We start from the raw sequence: 15,978 nt of genomic DNA on the forward strand, positions 1-15,978 counted from the left end.
AAACCGCTGCGACGCTTGGGGCTGGCGTGGCGGGAGCGCCGGCTGCTGGTTATGGTGCGCAAGGCGCTCACGAGGCGCGTCCACCCCCATGGAAAGGCACGTCATGACCTCTCCCTCCGGCCCGTCGCGCCGCCAGGTGCTCGTCGCCGCGGCGTCCGCGGCGACCACCCCGCTGATCGCCGCCGCGCCCGCGCAGGCGGCCGGCGCGGCCCGGCCGCGCACCTGGGACCTCACCCTCCTGGGCACGTCGGACACGCACGGCAACGTCTACAACTGGGATTACTACCGCGACGCCGAGTACGACGACAGCAAGCAGAACGACATCGGCGTGGCGAAGCTGGCGACCTTGATCAACCAGATCCGTCGGGAGCGGCGCGGCAAGGCGACGCTGGTGCTCGACGCCGGCGACACGATCCAGGGCACGCCGCTGGCCACGTACTACGCCAAGCAGGAGCCGATCACCGCCACCGGGGAGAAGCACCCGATGGCACGGGCCATGAACGTCATCGACTACGACGCGGTGACCCTGGGCAACCACGAGTTCAACTACGGTCTGCCGTTGCTGGACCTGTGGATCCGTCAGCTCGGCTTCCCGGCGCTCGCCGCGAACGCCGTGAACGCGAGGACCGGCAAGCCGGCCTTCCTCCCGTACGTCATCAAGAAGGTCTCGCTCGGTTTCGCCGCGCCGACCCTGCGGGTCGGCATCCTGGGGTTGACCAACCCCGGTGTGGCCATCTGGGACAAGGGCAACGTCGAGGGCAGGCTGCGCTTCGACGACATGATCGCGACCGCCGCGAAGTGGGTGCCGATCATGCGGGCCCGGGGCGCGGACCTCGTGCTGATCTCCGCGCACGGCGGTGACAGCGGCACCTCCAGCTACGGCCCCGAGTTGCCGAACGAGAACCCGGTGGCGCTGATCGCCCAGCAGGTGCCGGGGATCGACGCGATCCTCTTCGGTCACGCGCACAACGAGGTGGTCGAGCGGTTCGTCACCAACGAGCGCACCGGCACGCAGGTGCTGCTCTCGGAGCCGTCGAAGTGGGGCCAGCGGCTCACCCGGATGGACTTCACCCTCGCCCGTGAGCGTGGCCGGTGGACGATCACCAAGAAGGCCGCCACCATGCTGAACACCAACACGGTGGTCGAGGATCCGAAGGTGCTCGCCGCCGTGCGGGCCCAACACCAAAAGACCGTGGCGTACGTCAACCAGGTCGTCGCGACGTCCACTGTGGAGTTGTCGGCGGCGGAGTCACGGTACAAGGACACGCCGATCCTGGACTTCATCAACCACGTGCAGACCGAGGTGGTGGGCGCGGCACTGGCCGGCACCGCGTACGCGGATCTGCCGGTGCTGTCGATCGCGGCGCCGTTCAGCCGGACCGCAGTCTTCCCCGCCGGTGACGTCAAGATCCGCGATGTGGCCGGCCTGTACGTGTACGACAACACCCTCGAGGCGGTCGTGCTCAGCGGGGCCGAGGTCCGCGCGTACCTGGAGTACTCGGCGAAGTTCTTCCGCACTGTCGCGCCGGGCGCGCCGGTAGACCCGGAGCAGATCAGTGACCCGGCCGTGCCGGACTACAACTACGACGTCTTCTCCGGCGTGGACTACGACATCGACATCTCCAGGCCGGTCGGGCAGCGGATCACCCGCCTGGTGCTGGCCGGCACCGACACTCCGGTGGCCGACAACGCCCAGTTCGTGGTGGCGGTGAACAACTACCGGCGCAGCGGCGGCGGCAACTTCCCCGGCATCGTGAAGACCCAGGTCTACAACGCGCAGCAGGAGATCCGTCAGCTGCTCATCGACTGGGCGCAGGCCAAGGGGACGATCGACCCGGCCGACTTCTTCCAGCCCAACTGGCGTCTCGTCCGCGAGGGCGTGCCGGTCTTCTGACCGCAGCGCAGCACATACGGGCCGTGGGTGGCGTCACCTGCGGCCCGTCGCGCGTTCTCAGCCCTGCACGTTCCAGCGGATCGGGTCCTCGGACTCCTCTGGCCGGTCGCGCCCGGGATCGGTCTCGGTCAGCGCCACCCGCTCGTCGGGACGGACGGCGGGCGGCAACTCCCCGAACCGCGCGTGGCGCAGAAACGCGTACTCGTCGTCGGTGAACGGCTGCTCGTCCATCAGCGCCTCCTCCTGCTCCCCTGCGATTGTCCGGCGACCCGGTCGCTCGGCGCCAGTAGCCGCGCGCACACCCTGTAAGGCATCCTAGGATCCTGGGTGAGCGGTGGTGGGCTGGCGCGATCGGTGCGGTAACCGGTCGAGCACCGCGAGGGCAGCCCGGATGGGACGGCGGCGCAGCATCTCGTCGAAGCTCGCCCGCCCCTGGCAGAACTGAACGAACATCCGCCAGCCCGGCGGGGTAGCCAACAGGGCGTGGAACACATCCGGGCGGCGGGTGAACACGTCGAGCAGCCGGAACCCCGCCCGCATCTCCGGCAGCAGACTCGCGGCCACCGCCCGTTCGTACCCGGCCAGATCACCGCCCGCGACCGCCGCTCCGGCCAGACCGCCGGAACGCAACGCGAAGCTGATGCCCTCCCGACTCCACGGCTCCAACAGCCCCGCCGCATCCCCCACGACCAGCACCCGGCCGTTACGCAACGGTGAATCCTCCGTCCGGCAACGGGTCAGGTGACCGGAGTCGTGCTCCGCCGGCAACCCGGTCAGACCCAACCGGTCGACGAACCGCCGCAGGTACTCACGGGTCCCCTCCCCCGCGCCCCGACCGGCGATCACGCCGACGGTCAGCCGATCACCCTTCGGAAAGACCCAGGCGTACGACCCCGGCATGGCGCCCCAGTCCAGCAGCAGCCGACCCCGCCACCGCTCCTGCTCGACAGGGGCCACCGGAATCTCCAACTCCAGACCCAGATCCACCTGCCGATACCGGACCCCGACGTGCCGGGCGGTCACCCCCGACGAGCCGTCCGCCCCGATCACGGCACGAGCCGCGATCGTCGTACCGTCGGCCAGCCGCAGGCGTACCCCCTCGGGGTCCTGCTCGATCGCGCGAACCGCGACCCGCTCCCGCACCTGCGCGCCGGCGGCGACCGCCGCCGCGCGCAGCCGGTCGTCGAACTCCTCGCGGCGCACCATCGTCACCACCGGACTGTCGTTGCGGCGGGTGAACTCCCGACCGCCGTCACGGGTGAACGTCACCCGGTCCACCCGGTCGTGCGCGGGCACCTCGATCCGACCCTGGACGGCCGCCAGAGACGTGCCGATCAGGCCACCGCCGCAGGTCTTGTACCGCGGGTGCGCGGCGCGCTCGACAACAAGTGTGGAGACGCCCGCACGGGCAGCGGCGTGCGCCGCGGACAGCCCGGCGGGGCCAGCGCCGACGACGACGAGATCCCAAATGATCACGGAAGCAGCCTAGGGCACCGCCGCCGCGCGACCGGCGGACCCGCCCGCCGCCACGACCGCCCGATCGGGTGTGCATCTTCGGGCACCGAGGGGGTAACCGGCGCACGGCAACCGCTACCGCGGTGGCGGACGAGCAGAGGAGGAACCATGCAGCAGGTGCAACTGTCGGAGGCCGAGCAACGGGTGTACCAGGCGGTCACCACCCTTGAGGCACGCGGGCAGGTGCCCTACCCGGACCTGATCGCCGAGGAATCCGGGCTGACCGCTGAGCAGGTGAACAGCCCCCTGCACCTGCTCACCGAGAAGGGCCTGCTGCACCGCGAGGACTCACCGATGGCCGGCCTCGACTTCGGTCCCCGGTTCTGCGCCCGCCAGATGGCGTGACCGACGGAACCAGCCGGCACGGTTCGCCCCCCGAAGACCCGGGTAGCGGTCAACCATGGATGATCGAGGGTCGACGGGGGGCACGATGAGCGCGGCGCAGCCGCCGCAACCGGTCACCGCGGCCGAGAACCGACGACGCTGGCAGGCGGTCGGCGTCGGACTCGTCGCCGCGTTCATGACGCTGCTCGACGTGAGCATCGTCAACGTCGCAGTGCCGTCCATCGACCGGGCGCTGCACGCGTCGCCGAGCGACCTGCAGTGGATCCTCTCCGGGTACGCGCTCACCTTCGGCCTGGCACTGGTGCCCGCCGGCCGCTTCGGCGACGCCCGCGGTCGACGCAACGCGTTCGTCTTCGGCATCGCGCTGTTCACCGTCACCAGCGCGCTCGCCGGCCTCGCCACCACCCCGACGTGGCTGGTCATCACCCGACTGCTGCAGGGCGCCGCCGCCGGCATCGTCAACCCGCAGGTCATCGGGCTGATCCAACAACTGTTCCGCGGGCCCGAACGCGCCCGCCCATTCGGGCTGCTCGGCGCCACCATCGGCATCTCCACAGCCGTCGGGCCGCTGCTCGGCGGGCTGCTCATCGCCATCGGCGGCCAGGAACACGGCTGGCGCTGGGTCTTCTTCGTCAACGTGCCGGTCGGTGTCCTCGCGGTGATCCTCGGCTGGCGGCTGCTGCCCGGCCGCCCCGCCGGTCAACCCGGCTGGCGTCGACTCGACCCCGTCGGCGTCCTGCTCCTCGGCATCGGTGTCGTCCTGGTCCTGCTGCCACTGGTGCAGGAACAGCAGTGGCGGACCCCCTGGAAGTGGGCGCTCATCCCGGCCGGCCTGGCAGTGCTGGTCGCCTTCGGGCTCTGGGAACGACGGTACGCACGCCACCACCAGCCCCTGTTCGACCTTCGCCTGTTCAGCCTCCAGTCGTACACCCTGGGCTCGATCCTGGCGCTCGTCTACTTCGGCGGCTTCACCGCGATCTTCTTCATCTTCACCCTGTTCCTGCAGATGGGTCTCCACTACAGCGCCCTCGTCGCCGGCCTGGCCATCACCCCCTTCGCCCTGGGTTCGGCGGCCGCCGCCGTGCTCGGAGGCCGCATCGTCAACCGCTTCGGCCGCCCACTGGTCGCCATCGGACTGCTCACCGTCGTCGTCGGGCTGGCCGCGACGGTGATCGCGCTGCACCTCGCGCCGGACGCCCCAGCGCCCTGGGTCGCCGCCGGGCCCCTGCTCGTCGCCGGCATCGGCAGCGGACTGGTGATCGCCCCGAACCAGACGATCACCCTCTCCGAGGTGCCGGTGGACCAAGCGGGCAGCGGGGCGGGCATGCTCCAGACCGGTCAGCGGATCGGCGCCGCAGCCGGTATCGCCGCCGTCGGCTCGGTTTTCTTCTCATCCCTGGCCGACAGCCGAGGTGACTGGACCAGCGCCTTCGAACGGTCCCTCATGCTGGCCACCGGCATCATCGCGCTCGCGCTGATCGCCGCGCTGATCGACATCTGGCGCACCCACAATCACAAGAACTGATCGGGGTACGCCGCTGGCCGGCACCCCGGGTTGCGGGTGCCGGCCAGCGGTCGGTGTCCTGCTGATGCTGCTGGTTGCGGTGGTGTCGTTTGGTGGTCAGCTGTTCCAGTGCTGGCCGACCAGGTCGGTGGCCTGCTGCTCCCACTGGGCGTACGCGTCCGGGTACGCGGAAACCTGGACGGTCTGCGCGGCCTCGGTCAGCGGCATGTCCTGCCAACCATCAACCTGCTTCAGACCCTTCAGGAACGCGGTCGTCGAGTAGGCCGGGTCGGTGATCTGCTCCGGCGTACCCCAACCGCTGGACGGGCGCTGCTGGAACAGGCCCAGCGAGTCGTGGTCGTTCATGTCACCGAGGTGGCCCAGGTTCTCCAGCTTCGACTCCTGCAGGCTCGTCGCGATCGAGATGACCGCGGCCCGCTCCGGCAGACCGGCCTTCTTCGTCGCGGCAATGATCGCCTTCACGTTGGTGGTCTGCTCGTCGTTCAGGCTGATGTGGGACTGGTCGCCCTGCGGCTTCGCGCCCTGTACGGCCACGGCGACCGGCTTGGCATCCACGGGGTTGGCGTGGGCGGCGATCGGGCCGGCGAAGACACCGCCGGCGAACGCGAGACCAGCAACGGACAGCATGCTCTTACGGAAGATCGTGTTCATGGGGGTAGCTCCTTCGGGGGTAGGACACCCGCCTCGCACCGATCGGGGGAACGGCGGTGACGGGTGTGAGCACCTCGTCCGGCGCTGCACAAAAGTCTTTGGGGGTGACGCCTACGGGGCGGGCGTCGGGGTCGGCGGCCTACGGGCGGGGGCTCGTGGCGCCGGGTCCATGTGTAACGACCGGGGGCCGGGGGTCATTCCGGGGTCGGCCCATCCACTGGCACCCGCATCGGGGCGGCGCCGGCAGGTGCTGCGATCGTCAGGGTATGTAACGACCCCGGCCCGGCCATGATTCCGGCCCAAGGGTGCGACCGGTCACCACCCAGAACCGCCCACGACCGGACAAACCCCTTACCCAACGCCCGGAACGCGGCGTCAAATCGCCTCACACTCGCATGATCCACTCGGGTTCCCGGAAGTCGGGGTGTCCCGGACTCCCGGACCGCGACTTCATAAAACCTGAGTCGATCACACATGGGCTGGTCGCATCAAAGCTACAAAACGGACACGGCGTCGACGTCGGGTATCGGCGGGCATCGGCCCGTACGGTGGCGGTCGGTCGGAGGCGGCCGTGCTGGAGGGGTCTGCGTCTTTCTGGACGGGCTGGCGCCCGTCGGAGTGTTCCGACGGGCGCCAGCTTGCGTGCGATCCGGGCGCGGCCCGGTGGTGTTGATTAGTGCGCCGCACCACCGAAGCGCTGGCGGCGACGCCAGGCCAGGGTCAGCAGCAGCATGACCGCTCCGGCGCCGACCAGGCCGCCGCCGAGCTTCATGGGTGTGCCGAGGCTGTCACCCGTGACGGGCAGCGGCTGCTTCTTGTGCAGCACCCGCAGCTCGGTGGTGGCGGTCCGGCCGGACTCCCGGCCGGTGGCGGTGAAGGTCAGCAGACCCGTCACCGACGGCTTGTAGCTCTTGGTGAAGCGACCCTGGGCGTTGGTGTACGCCGTGAAGTTCAGGGGCGCGCTCGCCTGGTACGCCACCGGGGTCATGGCCACGGTGCTGCCGTCGCTCCGGCGGGCCGGAGCCTGACCGCCGGCCGGGGCGGCCAGCGGAGTCACCGTCACCGAGATGTCGACGGTCTCGTTCGGGCCGAAGCCGGTGCCGGTCAGCAGTACCGTCTCGCCGAGGAAGATCGTCGGCCGGTTGACGGTCAGTGAAGCGGCTGCCGGCGGGTACGGCGGCGGCTGGGGCGGGTCGGTGGTCGCGCTGGGCGCCGGCTGCGGCTGTGCCGCCCCCGCTGCCGTCGGCACGGCCACCACGGCCAGGCCGACCGTGAGCGCCATGATGATGCGGGATAGCCGCATGATTGGTTCCCTCCTACTGGTCACAGCTTGGTGCGGAATGAACTTGGGTGGTCCAGGGGCTGGCGGTGGGGGTCAGCCACAGCTCGGCCTGTCCGACGCCGGTCTTGGCCGTCAGCACGGTGACCTCCAGCGCCCTCTCGGCGCCGGGGCCGACATCCACGCTGGCCGTCGCCACCTGGCGGCGGCGTTCGGTGCCGCTGCCAAGTGCCGTCTCGACCCCGTCGAGCCGGGCCTCGAGCACCGCTCCACCAGCCGGGCTGAAGATCGACACCAACGTGCGTGCGGTGTACGGATCACCAGCCAGGCCGAGGCCGAGGACCGACTCGCTGAGTCCGGACTTCGGCGCCGTCGAGCGGAGGGTCACCCGCAGCCGGAGCTCGCGGCGGCCGTCGGGCCGGCATTCGCCGACCGTCAGGTTCGCCGTCGGCCGCAGGTAGTAGCCGAGCTTCGCGCCGCTGCCGTCGTTGAGGAACACTCCGACCGTCGGCACGGTGTCCTGTTCCGGAAGCGTCCCGGCCATCCGGCTGTCGCCGAATGTCCGCTGTTCCTCAGGTCGGGCACTCCAGAACAATATCCGCCGTTCGGTGATAGCACGGTCAAATGCGGACAACAACACCTTCGGGTTGACATTCTTCTTGAAGAAGGCGTCGAAGACCGCCGACGCCGACGCCGCGAAGAACTCGTCCTGCTGCTTGATGTCCAGCCGCTGGTAGCTGTCGTTGAGCAGCGTCTGCACGACCTTCTCGCTGGCGAGCGGCACACCACCGGGCACGAGCACCGGGCCGGTCGCCTTGAGCAGGTAGGACAGCACCACCGGGTCGACGGCGAGCACGCCGTCGACAGTGGTGCCGGTCTTGCGCCGGAACATCTCGCGGTAGAGCGCGGCGGCGGTCGGGAAGTGCGGGGACAGATTGACGTCGGCGGGGTAGATGCCGGGCAGGTCGGTCCAGAGGGCACGGGTCTCGGCGGGCAGCTTCAACGCCGGGGTGAACTGACCGAGCGAGGCACTGCTGCCCTGCTTACCCATCTTGACCTTGCCGTTCTCGGCCTCGATCATCGCGTACGCGCCGAACATGCCGCCGGTCGCACGCAGTTCGGCGAGGTTCTGCGAGACGAGCAGGTAGCGGCGTGGGCCGTTCGCGCCGAGCAGCGGCGGTAGCAGGCGGGCTCCCTGGTCGGCGGCCGTGGTGAGGCTGGCCAGCCGGTCGATCTCGTCACGCAGGTCGGTCAGCGCCTGCCGGATCTGGCTGACGAGCCGGTCGGCGGGCACCGCGGCCAGGTCCTGGCGCGTGCGCTGCACCGACTCGTCCACCCGGGTCAGCTCGGCGGAGACGGCGGTGAGTCGGGCCAGGTCCAGCCGGCCGCCGGTCGGCACCAGGCTGGTCAGGTCCGTGCGGAGCAGGGTCGGGAACGCCTGCCGGGCCAGGTCGTCGATGGCGACGGCGATCTGCCGGACGGCGTCGAGGTCGTCGCCGGCGATCGGCGTACGCCGGCCGAGCTGCCAGCTCGGGTCTGTCGTCGCGGTTCGGGCAGCGCCGGCCTGCTCCTGAAGGGCGGCGAGCGTCCGCAGGGCACGGTCGGTGTCCCCACCGACGACCTGGGCGCTCAACTCTCGGGCCAGTCCAGCGGCGTTGATCAGGTGAGCGCGCGCCTGCCAGCCGCGGAAGCCGATCCACCCGCCGGTCGCCAGCAGCAGCGAGCCGACCACCAGGGCGCCTAGGAGGGCCCGTCGCAGTCGGGCACGCCGACGACGCCGGGACCGGCTCCGCCGCCGGATCGGTCGTTCGCTCACCGTCACACCACACTTCCGTTCACGGAACCGGACAGAAGGTCGATTCCCTGACGTTCTTAGCACGGCTCAGGGAATTTCGTACTGTTATTGCGTTTGTCGCCCTTTAAGTAAGTTTTCTTCGTGACTCCGTGCGGGCTGCGCCTCTCGTCCGGCCGCCTCGTGCAACAGCCGTTCGATCTGGTCCACGCCGGCGGGCAACGACATCTCGCGCAGGTACGCGGCCCGCCCCCGGCGACCCATTTCGGCACGGGTCGGCGGCGGAATGGTGGCGGCCAACCAGAACCGGTCGGCCAACGCCGCCCAGTCCTCCGGTGGGCAGGACAGTCCAGCCCGAGCCCGTTCGACCAGCTCGGCCGTGTCCCCGCCGGCCGACGCGATCACCGGTGCGGCACAGGAGAGCGCGGCCTGGAGCTTGCCGGGCACCGTGCCGCGCAGCTCCGGGAGGTCGCGCAACATGACCAGCTGGTAGTCGGCGGCGGCGTACAGCTCGGGCATGTCGACAGGCGACCGCCGCTCCAGGAAGCGGACGTTGTTCGCGCCCAACTCGGCGGCGAGCCCCCGCACCCGCCGCTCCGCCGTGCCCGAACCGACCAGGACCAGATCCATCGTCCGGTCCAGCGCCGCGGCCGCCCGGACCGCGGTCTCCAACCCCTGCCGCGCCCCGATGGTCCCGGCGTGCATCACCACGCACCGACCGTCTCGACGGACCAGCTGACGGGCCGCCGCGTTGGGCGTCGCCGGGTGGAAGATCCGCTCGTCGGTCCAGTTCAGCACCAGCCGGACCCGGGCCGGGTCGGCGCCGGCGGCGACCACCAGGTCCCGCATCGACGGCGCGGCGACCGCGATTCGCGCCGCGGTGCGGTAGATCCGGGTCATCGTGCTGCCCATCCGCGCCGCCCAGCGCCCCTCGCCCCCCTCGTCCGCGCCGTCGCGGGCCCAGACGTCCTGTACGTGCAGCACCGCCGGCACTCGCCCGAGCAACCGGAGCACCCCGGCGGCGGCGAACGTCGTCGCCGGCAGTTGGAACACGTAGAGCACGTCCACGTCGCCGAGGAACCGGCGTGCGACCAGCCCCGCGCTGCCGGCGAAGGAGAGGTAGCTGGCCATCCGGCCGCGGATCGACGCGCCGCCCCCGGGGTACCGGGGCACCCGTCGGACGCTCAACCGCTCACTGTGGGTCTCGTGGTGCCACCGCTGTCGCCAGCCGGGATAGACGTGCCCGCCGGGGTAGTCCGGGAAGCCGGTGAGAACCCGTACCTCGTGCCCGCGCGCGGCCAACTCCTCGGCGAGGCTCCCGGGGATGAACGCCGGCTCGGGTGGAAAGTGGTACGACAGGATGCCGATCTTCACCGGTCCGCCCCCGTCCCGCAGGGATTGGCGCCGGTCGGCGCGGCACCACGGCCGGTGAGCGCGCGGCCCGCGTACGATGCCGACAACCCCTCCCCGCACGGCCACCGGCGTCGACGCACCGCCCTCGCGGTGCGAGCGCCCGTGTCCGTACCGATGAGAGGGGCACCGATGGCTGATCGCGTGCTGTTCGTCTGCCACGCCAATCTGTGCCGGTCGCCGATGGCCGAGTACCTGGCCCGCCGGTTGCTGGCCGACCAACCCGTCGAGGTGGCCAGCGCCGGTACCGACGCGATCGACGGGCTGGTCATGCACCCGTACGCCATGGAGGTCGCGACCGAGAGCGGCGCGGACGCGGCGGCGTTCCGGACCCGGGGTTTGCGCCCCGAGTACCTGGTCGACGCGACGCTCGTGCTGACCGCGACCCGACGCCAACGCTCGGTCTGCACCTCGTTGGCGCCGGGAGCGCTGCACCGGACGTTCACGCTGCGCCAGTTCGGCCGGCTGGCCGCTGCGGCCGAGCCGCCCGCCGACTCGACCGACGACCCGTTGCGGGCGGCGATCGCCGCCGCCGCCCAGGCCCGGGGACGGCTGCAACCCGCCGCCCCGGACGAGGACGATCTTCGGGATCCGATCGGCGGTACCGAGGCCGACTTCCGACGCTGCGCCGAGGAGATCGAACGGTCGCTGCGACCCCTCGCCGCGCTCATCGGGGCAGCCGGGTGAGTTCCTGGGTGTGGTCGGGGACGCCGTTGACCCCGTCGGCGGTCGCGCTGTGCCGGCCGGACGCGGCCCGGTCGGCCGGCACCGATGCCCCGGCCGTCGTGGCGACCACCCGGTAGGCCTCGTACTGGTACGCCTCGGCCTTGGCCACCTTGGCCATGTTCAGCACACAGCCGAGCAGCCGGACCGAGACCGAGTGCAGTGACCGGGCCGCCGCGGCCACCTGGGTCCGCGACGTACGGCCCTGCTGGGTCACCAGCAGCGCGCCGTCGGCCTGCACGGCCACGACCACGCCGTCGGTCACCGCGAGCAGCGGCGCGGTGTCGATGATCACGATGTCCGCCGACTCCCGCAGCGTCAGCAGCAGGTCCGACATGGCCTTGGAGCCGAGCAGTTCGCTCGGGTTCGGCGGGGCCGACCCGCTGGGCAACACCAGCAGCGACTTGTCGCCCCAGCGCTGCACGACGTCGCCCACCTTCACGTCGCCGACCAGCACGTCGGTGAGGCCGACGCCGGCGTCCAGGCCCAGGTAGTCGTCGACCTTCGGGCGGCGCAGATCCGCGTCGACCAGCAGCACCCGCCAGCCCGCCTCGGCCAGCGCGATGGCCAGGTTGCAGGAGAGCGTGGTCTTGCCCTCGCCCTGCAGAGCGCTGGTCACCGCGATGACCCGGGCCGGCTCGTGGACGTCCACGAAGCGCAGGTTGGTCCGCAGCTTGCGGACCGCCTCGGCGCGTGCCGAGGTCGCGGCGTCGCCCACGATCAGCGGGGCGCTGCGGGCGTTGGCCTCGAACGGAATCTCACCGAGCAGCGGGCTGCCGGTGGCGCGTTGCAGGCCGGCGGCGTCGCGCAGCCGGACGTCGGCGACGCCCCGCAGGATCGCCAGGCCGATGCCGAGGATCAGGCCGACCAGGCCACCGAGGGCGAGGTTGCGGACCGGCTGCGGCGAGACGGGGCTGGCGGTGACCCGCGGGCCACTGACCACCTCGATCTTGATGGGCGCCTTGCCCTCCGGCGTCGTCTCGACCTTCTGGACGAGTTCGACGAACTTGTTGGCGAGGCTCTCCGTCACGCGCAACGCGCGAGTCTGGTCGGTGTCGGTGACCGTCGCCCGCAACAGAACGGTGCCTGTCTCGGTGGTGGTGCTCACCCGGCGCTGCACCTCGTCCGCGGTGAGGCCAACCGGAGTTTCGGCCACCACGCTCTGCGCCAGCCGGTCGCTGCTGAGCAGGTCGGCGTACGACTTGACGCGCTGCTGGAGGAAGAGCCCGCCCTGGTAGGCGTCGGTGACGCCGGTGTTGGGGGTGGTGACGAAGAAGGTCACCGAGGCGACGTACCGAGGTTGGGCCCGTACGGTCAGAAACGCCGAGACGCCGAGAGCCACCATGACCGTGACCAGCGCGACCCACCAGTGCCGACGCACGTGGCGCAATTGGCGGAGCAGGTCCATCAGGCGCGCCCCCGTGCCGGTCCGGTTACGGCAAAGAACTTCACGAAAACCCCCAAGGTCGTCTCTAAACTCGTGAAACCATTAAAGCGGCTCATACGGCTTATGTCCGGAGTTATGTATTTTCCGGCGGCGAGATGTGCGCCCGCATGACCAACCCGACAAACGTCCATTCGGCTGCGGCGTGACAACGGGGAAAAAGTCGAAGGCCGATCGGACAGCGTCCGATCGGCCCAGCGGTCCCCGTCGACCGCGCCGCCGGATAGGGTCGACAGCGGTGTGCCGGGAAGTCTGGTCGGCGAGTGGATTCCGGCCGTCCCGACTCTCTTAGGTGAGCCCGCAGATGACCTCCCAGACCCCACCACCGGGGCAGCGCCCGCCGAGGATGCGGCTGTTCTCGCGATCATCCTGGCCGGAGGCCCGGCACCTGGCCGACGTGCTGCGTACCGAGACCGTCGGTGGCGTGCTGCTGCTGTCGGGCGCCGTGATCGCGCTGATCTGGGCAAACTCCCCGTGGTCCGACTCGTACACCCGGCTCGGCGACGTCGTGCCGTGGCCCGGCGCGCCCTGGCACCTCGACCTGGACGTGGCCACCTGGGCGGCGGACGGCCTGCTGGCGATCTTCTTCTTCGTGGTGGGCCTGGAGCTCAAACGGGAGTTCGTCGCCGGTGACCTCCGCGACCCGCGCCGCGCCGCGCTGCCGGTGGCGGCCGCACTCGGCGGGATGCTGCTGCCGGCGCTGATCTACGTGGCGGTGGTGCTCGGCGCGGGCGGGGAGGGCCTGCGGGGTTGGGCCATTCCGACGGCCACCGACATCGCTTTCGCGCTCGCCGTGCTCGCGGTGGTCAGCTCACATCTGCCCCAGGGCCTACGCGCATTCCTGCTCACCCTGGCGGTGGTCGACGATCTGTTCGCGATCACCATCATCGCGATCTTCTACACCGCCGACTTCCATCCCCTACCGTTGCTCGCCGCGTTGGCGCCGATCGGGCTCTTCGCGGTGCTGGTGCAGCGGGGGCGTACCTGGTGGTGGGCTCTCATCCCCCTCGCGGTCACCGCCTGGGCCCTGATGCACGCCTCGGGCGTGCACGCCACGGTGGCCGGTGTCCTGCTCGGCTTCACGGTCCCGGTGCTCGCCCGCCGACCGGCGGGCGGCGACCAGCCGGCCACCGGCGACGCGGCGGCGAGCGCTGCGGGGGCGGGCGAGGGAGGTCTCGCCGCGCGCCTGGAGCACCGCTGGCGGCCGGTGTCGGCCGGCGTCGCAGTGCCGATCTTCGCCCTGTTCGCCGCCGGGGTCACCCTGCGCGGCACCGACCTGGGCGCCCTGCTGAGCGACCCGATGGTGATCGCCATCGCCGCCGCCCTGGTGCTCGGCAAGAGCATCGGCATCTTCGGCTCGACGTACCTGCTGGCCCGGTTCACCCGCGCCGAACTGGACGAGGACATCACCTGGGCCGACCTGCTCGGGATCGCCCTGCTGGCCGGCGTCGGGTTCACCGTCTCGCTGCTCATCGGCGACCTGGCCTTCGGAGCGGACAGCACGGCCGACGACCGGGTCAAGGCGGCCGTGCTGCTCGGCTCGGCGATCTCCGCCGGACTGGCCGCCACCGTGCTCAGCCGCCGCAACGCGGCGTACCGGAGGGTGGCCGAGCGGGAGCGGCTGGACGCCGACGGGGACGGCGTACCCGACGTCTACCAGCACCCCGACGTCCGCTGACCGCGTCGGGGCCGGCCTACGCTCAGTGGCGACGTTCGGCGGGCGGCAGGTCCTCGGTCTCCTCGACCAGCGCCTCGGCCGCCGGCCCGGTGAGGTCGTCACCCGGCACCGCCACCTCCTCGACGCGGTCCTGCTCGTCGGTCTTCCCGCCGGGCGGCGGCTCCGGAGCGGTGCCGTCGCCGGCGAAGCCGTACTCATTCGGTTCGTCGTGCCGGCCCATGTGGTCATCCTCCCGCTTTTCCCGTTTCACCTGTTGAGGCCAACGGTAGGTGGTGATCGTCGTCGGCGCAGGGCGCCGAAGATTGTCGGCCGGACCACGGTGGTGGTTTGCTCAGCGCCGCCCCGAGCAGTTGACGCAGGGCGATGATCGCCACCGCGCCGGCCAGGCCGTTCCAACCCGGCTCGCCGACGAGCCGGAGCAGGCCGGCCGCGGTGAGCAGGTCCAGCAGTACGCGGACGCCGCTCCGTAACGCCCCGGTGCTGAGGGTGGTGACCACCCCGGCGACCAGCGCCAGGGCGGTGACCGCAGTGACCAGGGTGTCCATCACTGACGACGCTGCCCCTCGGCCACCTGATGCTGCTCCTGGCGGATCTCGCGGCCCAGGAAGTAGTTCAACGCCGTTCGGATCGTCGCGATGGCGGCCAGTTGGCCGATCTGCGCGAACGACGGGGACACCGCCGTGCGCAGCACGTCGGCCGCCAGCTGGAATTCCAGGCCGAGGGTCAGAAACCGACCCAGCGAGAGCCGGATCGACGTGAAGCGGGCGGCGGTGCGGTGTCGCAGCCCCTCGACCACGAACCGCGCCGCCGCCCACACCGCGCCAACGAAGATCACCAGCGCGCCGGCCACCTCCACCACGGCAACCAGCACCTGGTCGCCCTGGCGCAACAACTCGGCCGGCTCCACCCAGGGCCGTTACCCGCCCTCCGGGCAGCTAGTCGGTGCTCAGGTCAGCTCGTTCACCGCCTCCAGGATCAGCCAGAGACCGGAGATGGCGAAGAGGATCGCGGCACCGTACTTGATGGTCTTCTCCGGCAGCCGCCGACCGAGCATCCGGCCGACCAGAATGGCCAACGCGTCCGCGGCCACCATGCCGATGGTGGAGCCGAGCCAGGTGCCGAACCAGCCGTACTTGGTGGCGAGCGTGATCGTGGCGAGCATCGTCTTGTCGCCCAACTCGGCCAGGAAGAACGCCACCGAGACCGCCACGATCGCGGTCTTGCTGGTCTTCTCCGCCTTGCGCTTCTCCTCCTCGGTGAGCTTGTCACCGCGCAGCGTCCACGCGCCGAAGCCGAGGAACGCCACACCGGCCACCAGGGAGATCCACTCGGTCGGCAGCACCGCCCCGAGACCCACGCCGATGGCGACCGACGCCAGGTGCACCACAGCGGTGGCGACAGTGATGCCGATCAGCACCGGGATCGGTTTGAACCGCGTGGCGAAGGTCAGCGCCATCAGCTGGGACTTGTCCCCCAGCTCGGCGACGAAGATGACGCCGAAGCTGATCACCAGCGCGGCGAAAAATCCCTCCATGACATCCTTCCCGTTCACGCCGGGAGGAGGTACAGGGGCGCCCTCGACCCGGCTGCAACAGCCTGAGTCGAAGGTCTCGCCCGCCCCGGGAAAGACCGGGGCCGCGTGGCCGGGTGCGGAACGCACCAGTATGTCGACCACGACATTGGGGGCTACTCCCCTTCGCGCGATCAGCCTATCGGATCACC

At 70.8% G+C, this 15,978-nt stretch carries 16 protein-coding genes; 5 read left to right on the forward strand and 11 right to left on the reverse strand.

Annotation, left to right across the window (positions count from 1 at the left end):
- Positions 1–103 precede the first annotated feature (103 nt).
- Positions 104–1,894 carry a bifunctional metallophosphatase/5'-nucleotidase gene (locus tag IW248_RS10005; RefSeq protein ID WP_196926720.1) on the forward strand — a complete coding sequence of 597 codons (1,791 nt, stop codon included), beginning with the start codon at positions 104–106 and terminating at the stop codon, positions 1,892–1,894.
- A gap of 57 nt (positions 1,895–1,951) precedes the next feature.
- On the opposite strand, the gene IW248_RS10010 is transcribed toward IW248_RS10005, so the two are convergent.
- Both IW248_RS10010 and IW248_RS10015 read right to left on the reverse strand, forming a co-directional pair.
- Positions 1,952–2,125, reverse strand: a complete 174-nt coding sequence (locus tag IW248_RS10010; RefSeq protein WP_196926721.1) for a hypothetical protein — start codon at positions 2,123–2,125, stop codon at positions 1,952–1,954.
- 84 nt (positions 2,126–2,209) lie between these two features.
- A complete protein-coding gene (locus tag IW248_RS10015; RefSeq protein ID WP_196926722.1) occupies positions 2,210–3,370 on the reverse strand; it encodes a geranylgeranyl reductase family protein in 1,161 nt (386 codons plus the stop codon).
- 147 nt (positions 3,371–3,517) lie between these two features.
- On the opposite strand from IW248_RS10015, the gene IW248_RS10020 reads away from it, so the two are divergent.
- Both IW248_RS10020 and IW248_RS10025 read left to right on the forward strand, forming a co-directional pair.
- Complete coding sequence (locus tag IW248_RS10020) at positions 3,518–3,754, forward strand: hypothetical protein (protein ID WP_196926723.1); 237 nt, start codon at positions 3,518–3,520, stop codon at positions 3,752–3,754.
- Between the two features lie 85 nt (positions 3,755–3,839).
- Positions 3,840–5,279 carry an MFS transporter gene (locus IW248_RS10025; protein ID WP_196926724.1) on the forward strand — a complete coding sequence of 480 codons (1,440 nt, stop codon included), beginning with the start codon at positions 3,840–3,842 and terminating at the stop codon, positions 5,277–5,279.
- A gap of 96 nt (positions 5,280–5,375) precedes the next feature.
- Here the strand turns inward: IW248_RS10025 and IW248_RS10030 are convergent, their stop codons facing one another.
- The 4 genes from IW248_RS10030 to IW248_RS10045 form a co-directional block, all read right to left on the reverse strand.
- A complete protein-coding gene (locus tag IW248_RS10030) occupies positions 5,376–5,930 on the reverse strand; it encodes a hypothetical protein (RefSeq protein ID WP_196926725.1) in 555 nt (184 codons plus the stop codon).
- A 673-nt stretch (positions 5,931–6,603) separates the two neighbouring features.
- Complete coding sequence (locus IW248_RS10035) at positions 6,604–7,233, reverse strand: hypothetical protein (RefSeq protein ID WP_196926726.1); 630 nt, start codon at positions 7,231–7,233, stop codon at positions 6,604–6,606.
- 13 nt (positions 7,234–7,246) lie between these two features.
- Positions 7,247–9,025, reverse strand: a complete 1,779-nt coding sequence (locus IW248_RS10040; RefSeq protein WP_307787894.1) for a DUF4012 domain-containing protein — start codon at positions 9,023–9,025, stop codon at positions 7,247–7,249.
- Between the two features lie 84 nt (positions 9,026–9,109).
- Complete coding sequence (locus IW248_RS10045) at positions 9,110–10,375, reverse strand: glycosyltransferase family 4 protein (RefSeq protein WP_196926728.1); 1,266 nt, start codon at positions 10,373–10,375, stop codon at positions 9,110–9,112.
- Between the two features lie 168 nt (positions 10,376–10,543).
- Between IW248_RS10045 and IW248_RS10050 the strand changes: the two genes are divergently transcribed.
- A complete protein-coding gene (locus IW248_RS10050; protein WP_196926729.1) occupies positions 10,544–11,098 on the forward strand; it encodes an arsenate reductase/protein-tyrosine-phosphatase family protein in 555 nt (184 codons plus the stop codon).
- On the opposite strand, the gene IW248_RS10055 is transcribed toward IW248_RS10050, so the two are convergent.
- Positions 11,079–12,542, reverse strand: a complete 1,464-nt coding sequence (locus IW248_RS10055; protein WP_196926730.1) for a tyrosine-protein kinase domain-containing protein — start codon at positions 12,540–12,542, stop codon at positions 11,079–11,081. The two genes, IW248_RS10050 and IW248_RS10055, sit on opposite strands and share 20 nt — an antisense overlap.
- 340 nt (positions 12,543–12,882) lie before the next feature.
- On the opposite strand from IW248_RS10055, the gene nhaA reads away from it, so the two are divergent.
- The gene (nhaA, locus tag IW248_RS10060) at positions 12,883–14,256 is read left to right on the forward strand and encodes a Na+/H+ antiporter NhaA (protein ID WP_196926731.1); all 1,374 of its coding nucleotides are present in this window, start codon (positions 12,883–12,885) and stop codon (positions 14,254–14,256) included.
- Positions 14,257–14,278: 22 nt separating this feature from the next.
- On the opposite strand, the gene IW248_RS10065 is transcribed toward nhaA, so the two are convergent.
- The 4 genes from IW248_RS10065 to IW248_RS10080 are packed head-to-tail and all read right to left on the reverse strand — an operon-like array spanning position 14,279 to position 15,790.
- Positions 14,279–14,476, reverse strand: a complete 198-nt coding sequence (locus IW248_RS10065) for a hypothetical protein (RefSeq protein WP_196926732.1) — start codon at positions 14,474–14,476, stop codon at positions 14,279–14,281.
- Between the two features lie 4 nt (positions 14,477–14,480).
- Complete coding sequence (locus IW248_RS10070) at positions 14,481–14,801, reverse strand: hypothetical protein (RefSeq protein WP_196926733.1); 321 nt, start codon at positions 14,799–14,801, stop codon at positions 14,481–14,483.
- Positions 14,801–15,163, reverse strand: coding sequence for a DUF1622 domain-containing protein (locus IW248_RS10075; RefSeq protein WP_196926734.1), 363 nt, complete (start codon positions 15,161–15,163; stop codon positions 14,801–14,803). Before IW248_RS10075 ends, IW248_RS10070 begins: the two co-directional genes overlap by 1 nt.
- Before the next feature lie 39 nt (positions 15,164–15,202).
- Positions 15,203–15,790: a TMEM165/GDT1 family protein gene (locus IW248_RS10080; RefSeq protein WP_124816196.1), complete on the reverse strand. Its 588-nt coding sequence runs from the start codon at positions 15,788–15,790 to the stop codon at positions 15,203–15,205.
- Positions 15,791–15,978 lie beyond the last annotated feature (188 nt).

The sequence above is a fragment of the Micromonospora ureilytica genome (genome assembly GCF_015751765.1).
GTDB lineage: Bacteria > Actinomycetota > Actinomycetes > Mycobacteriales > Micromonosporaceae > Micromonospora > Micromonospora ureilytica.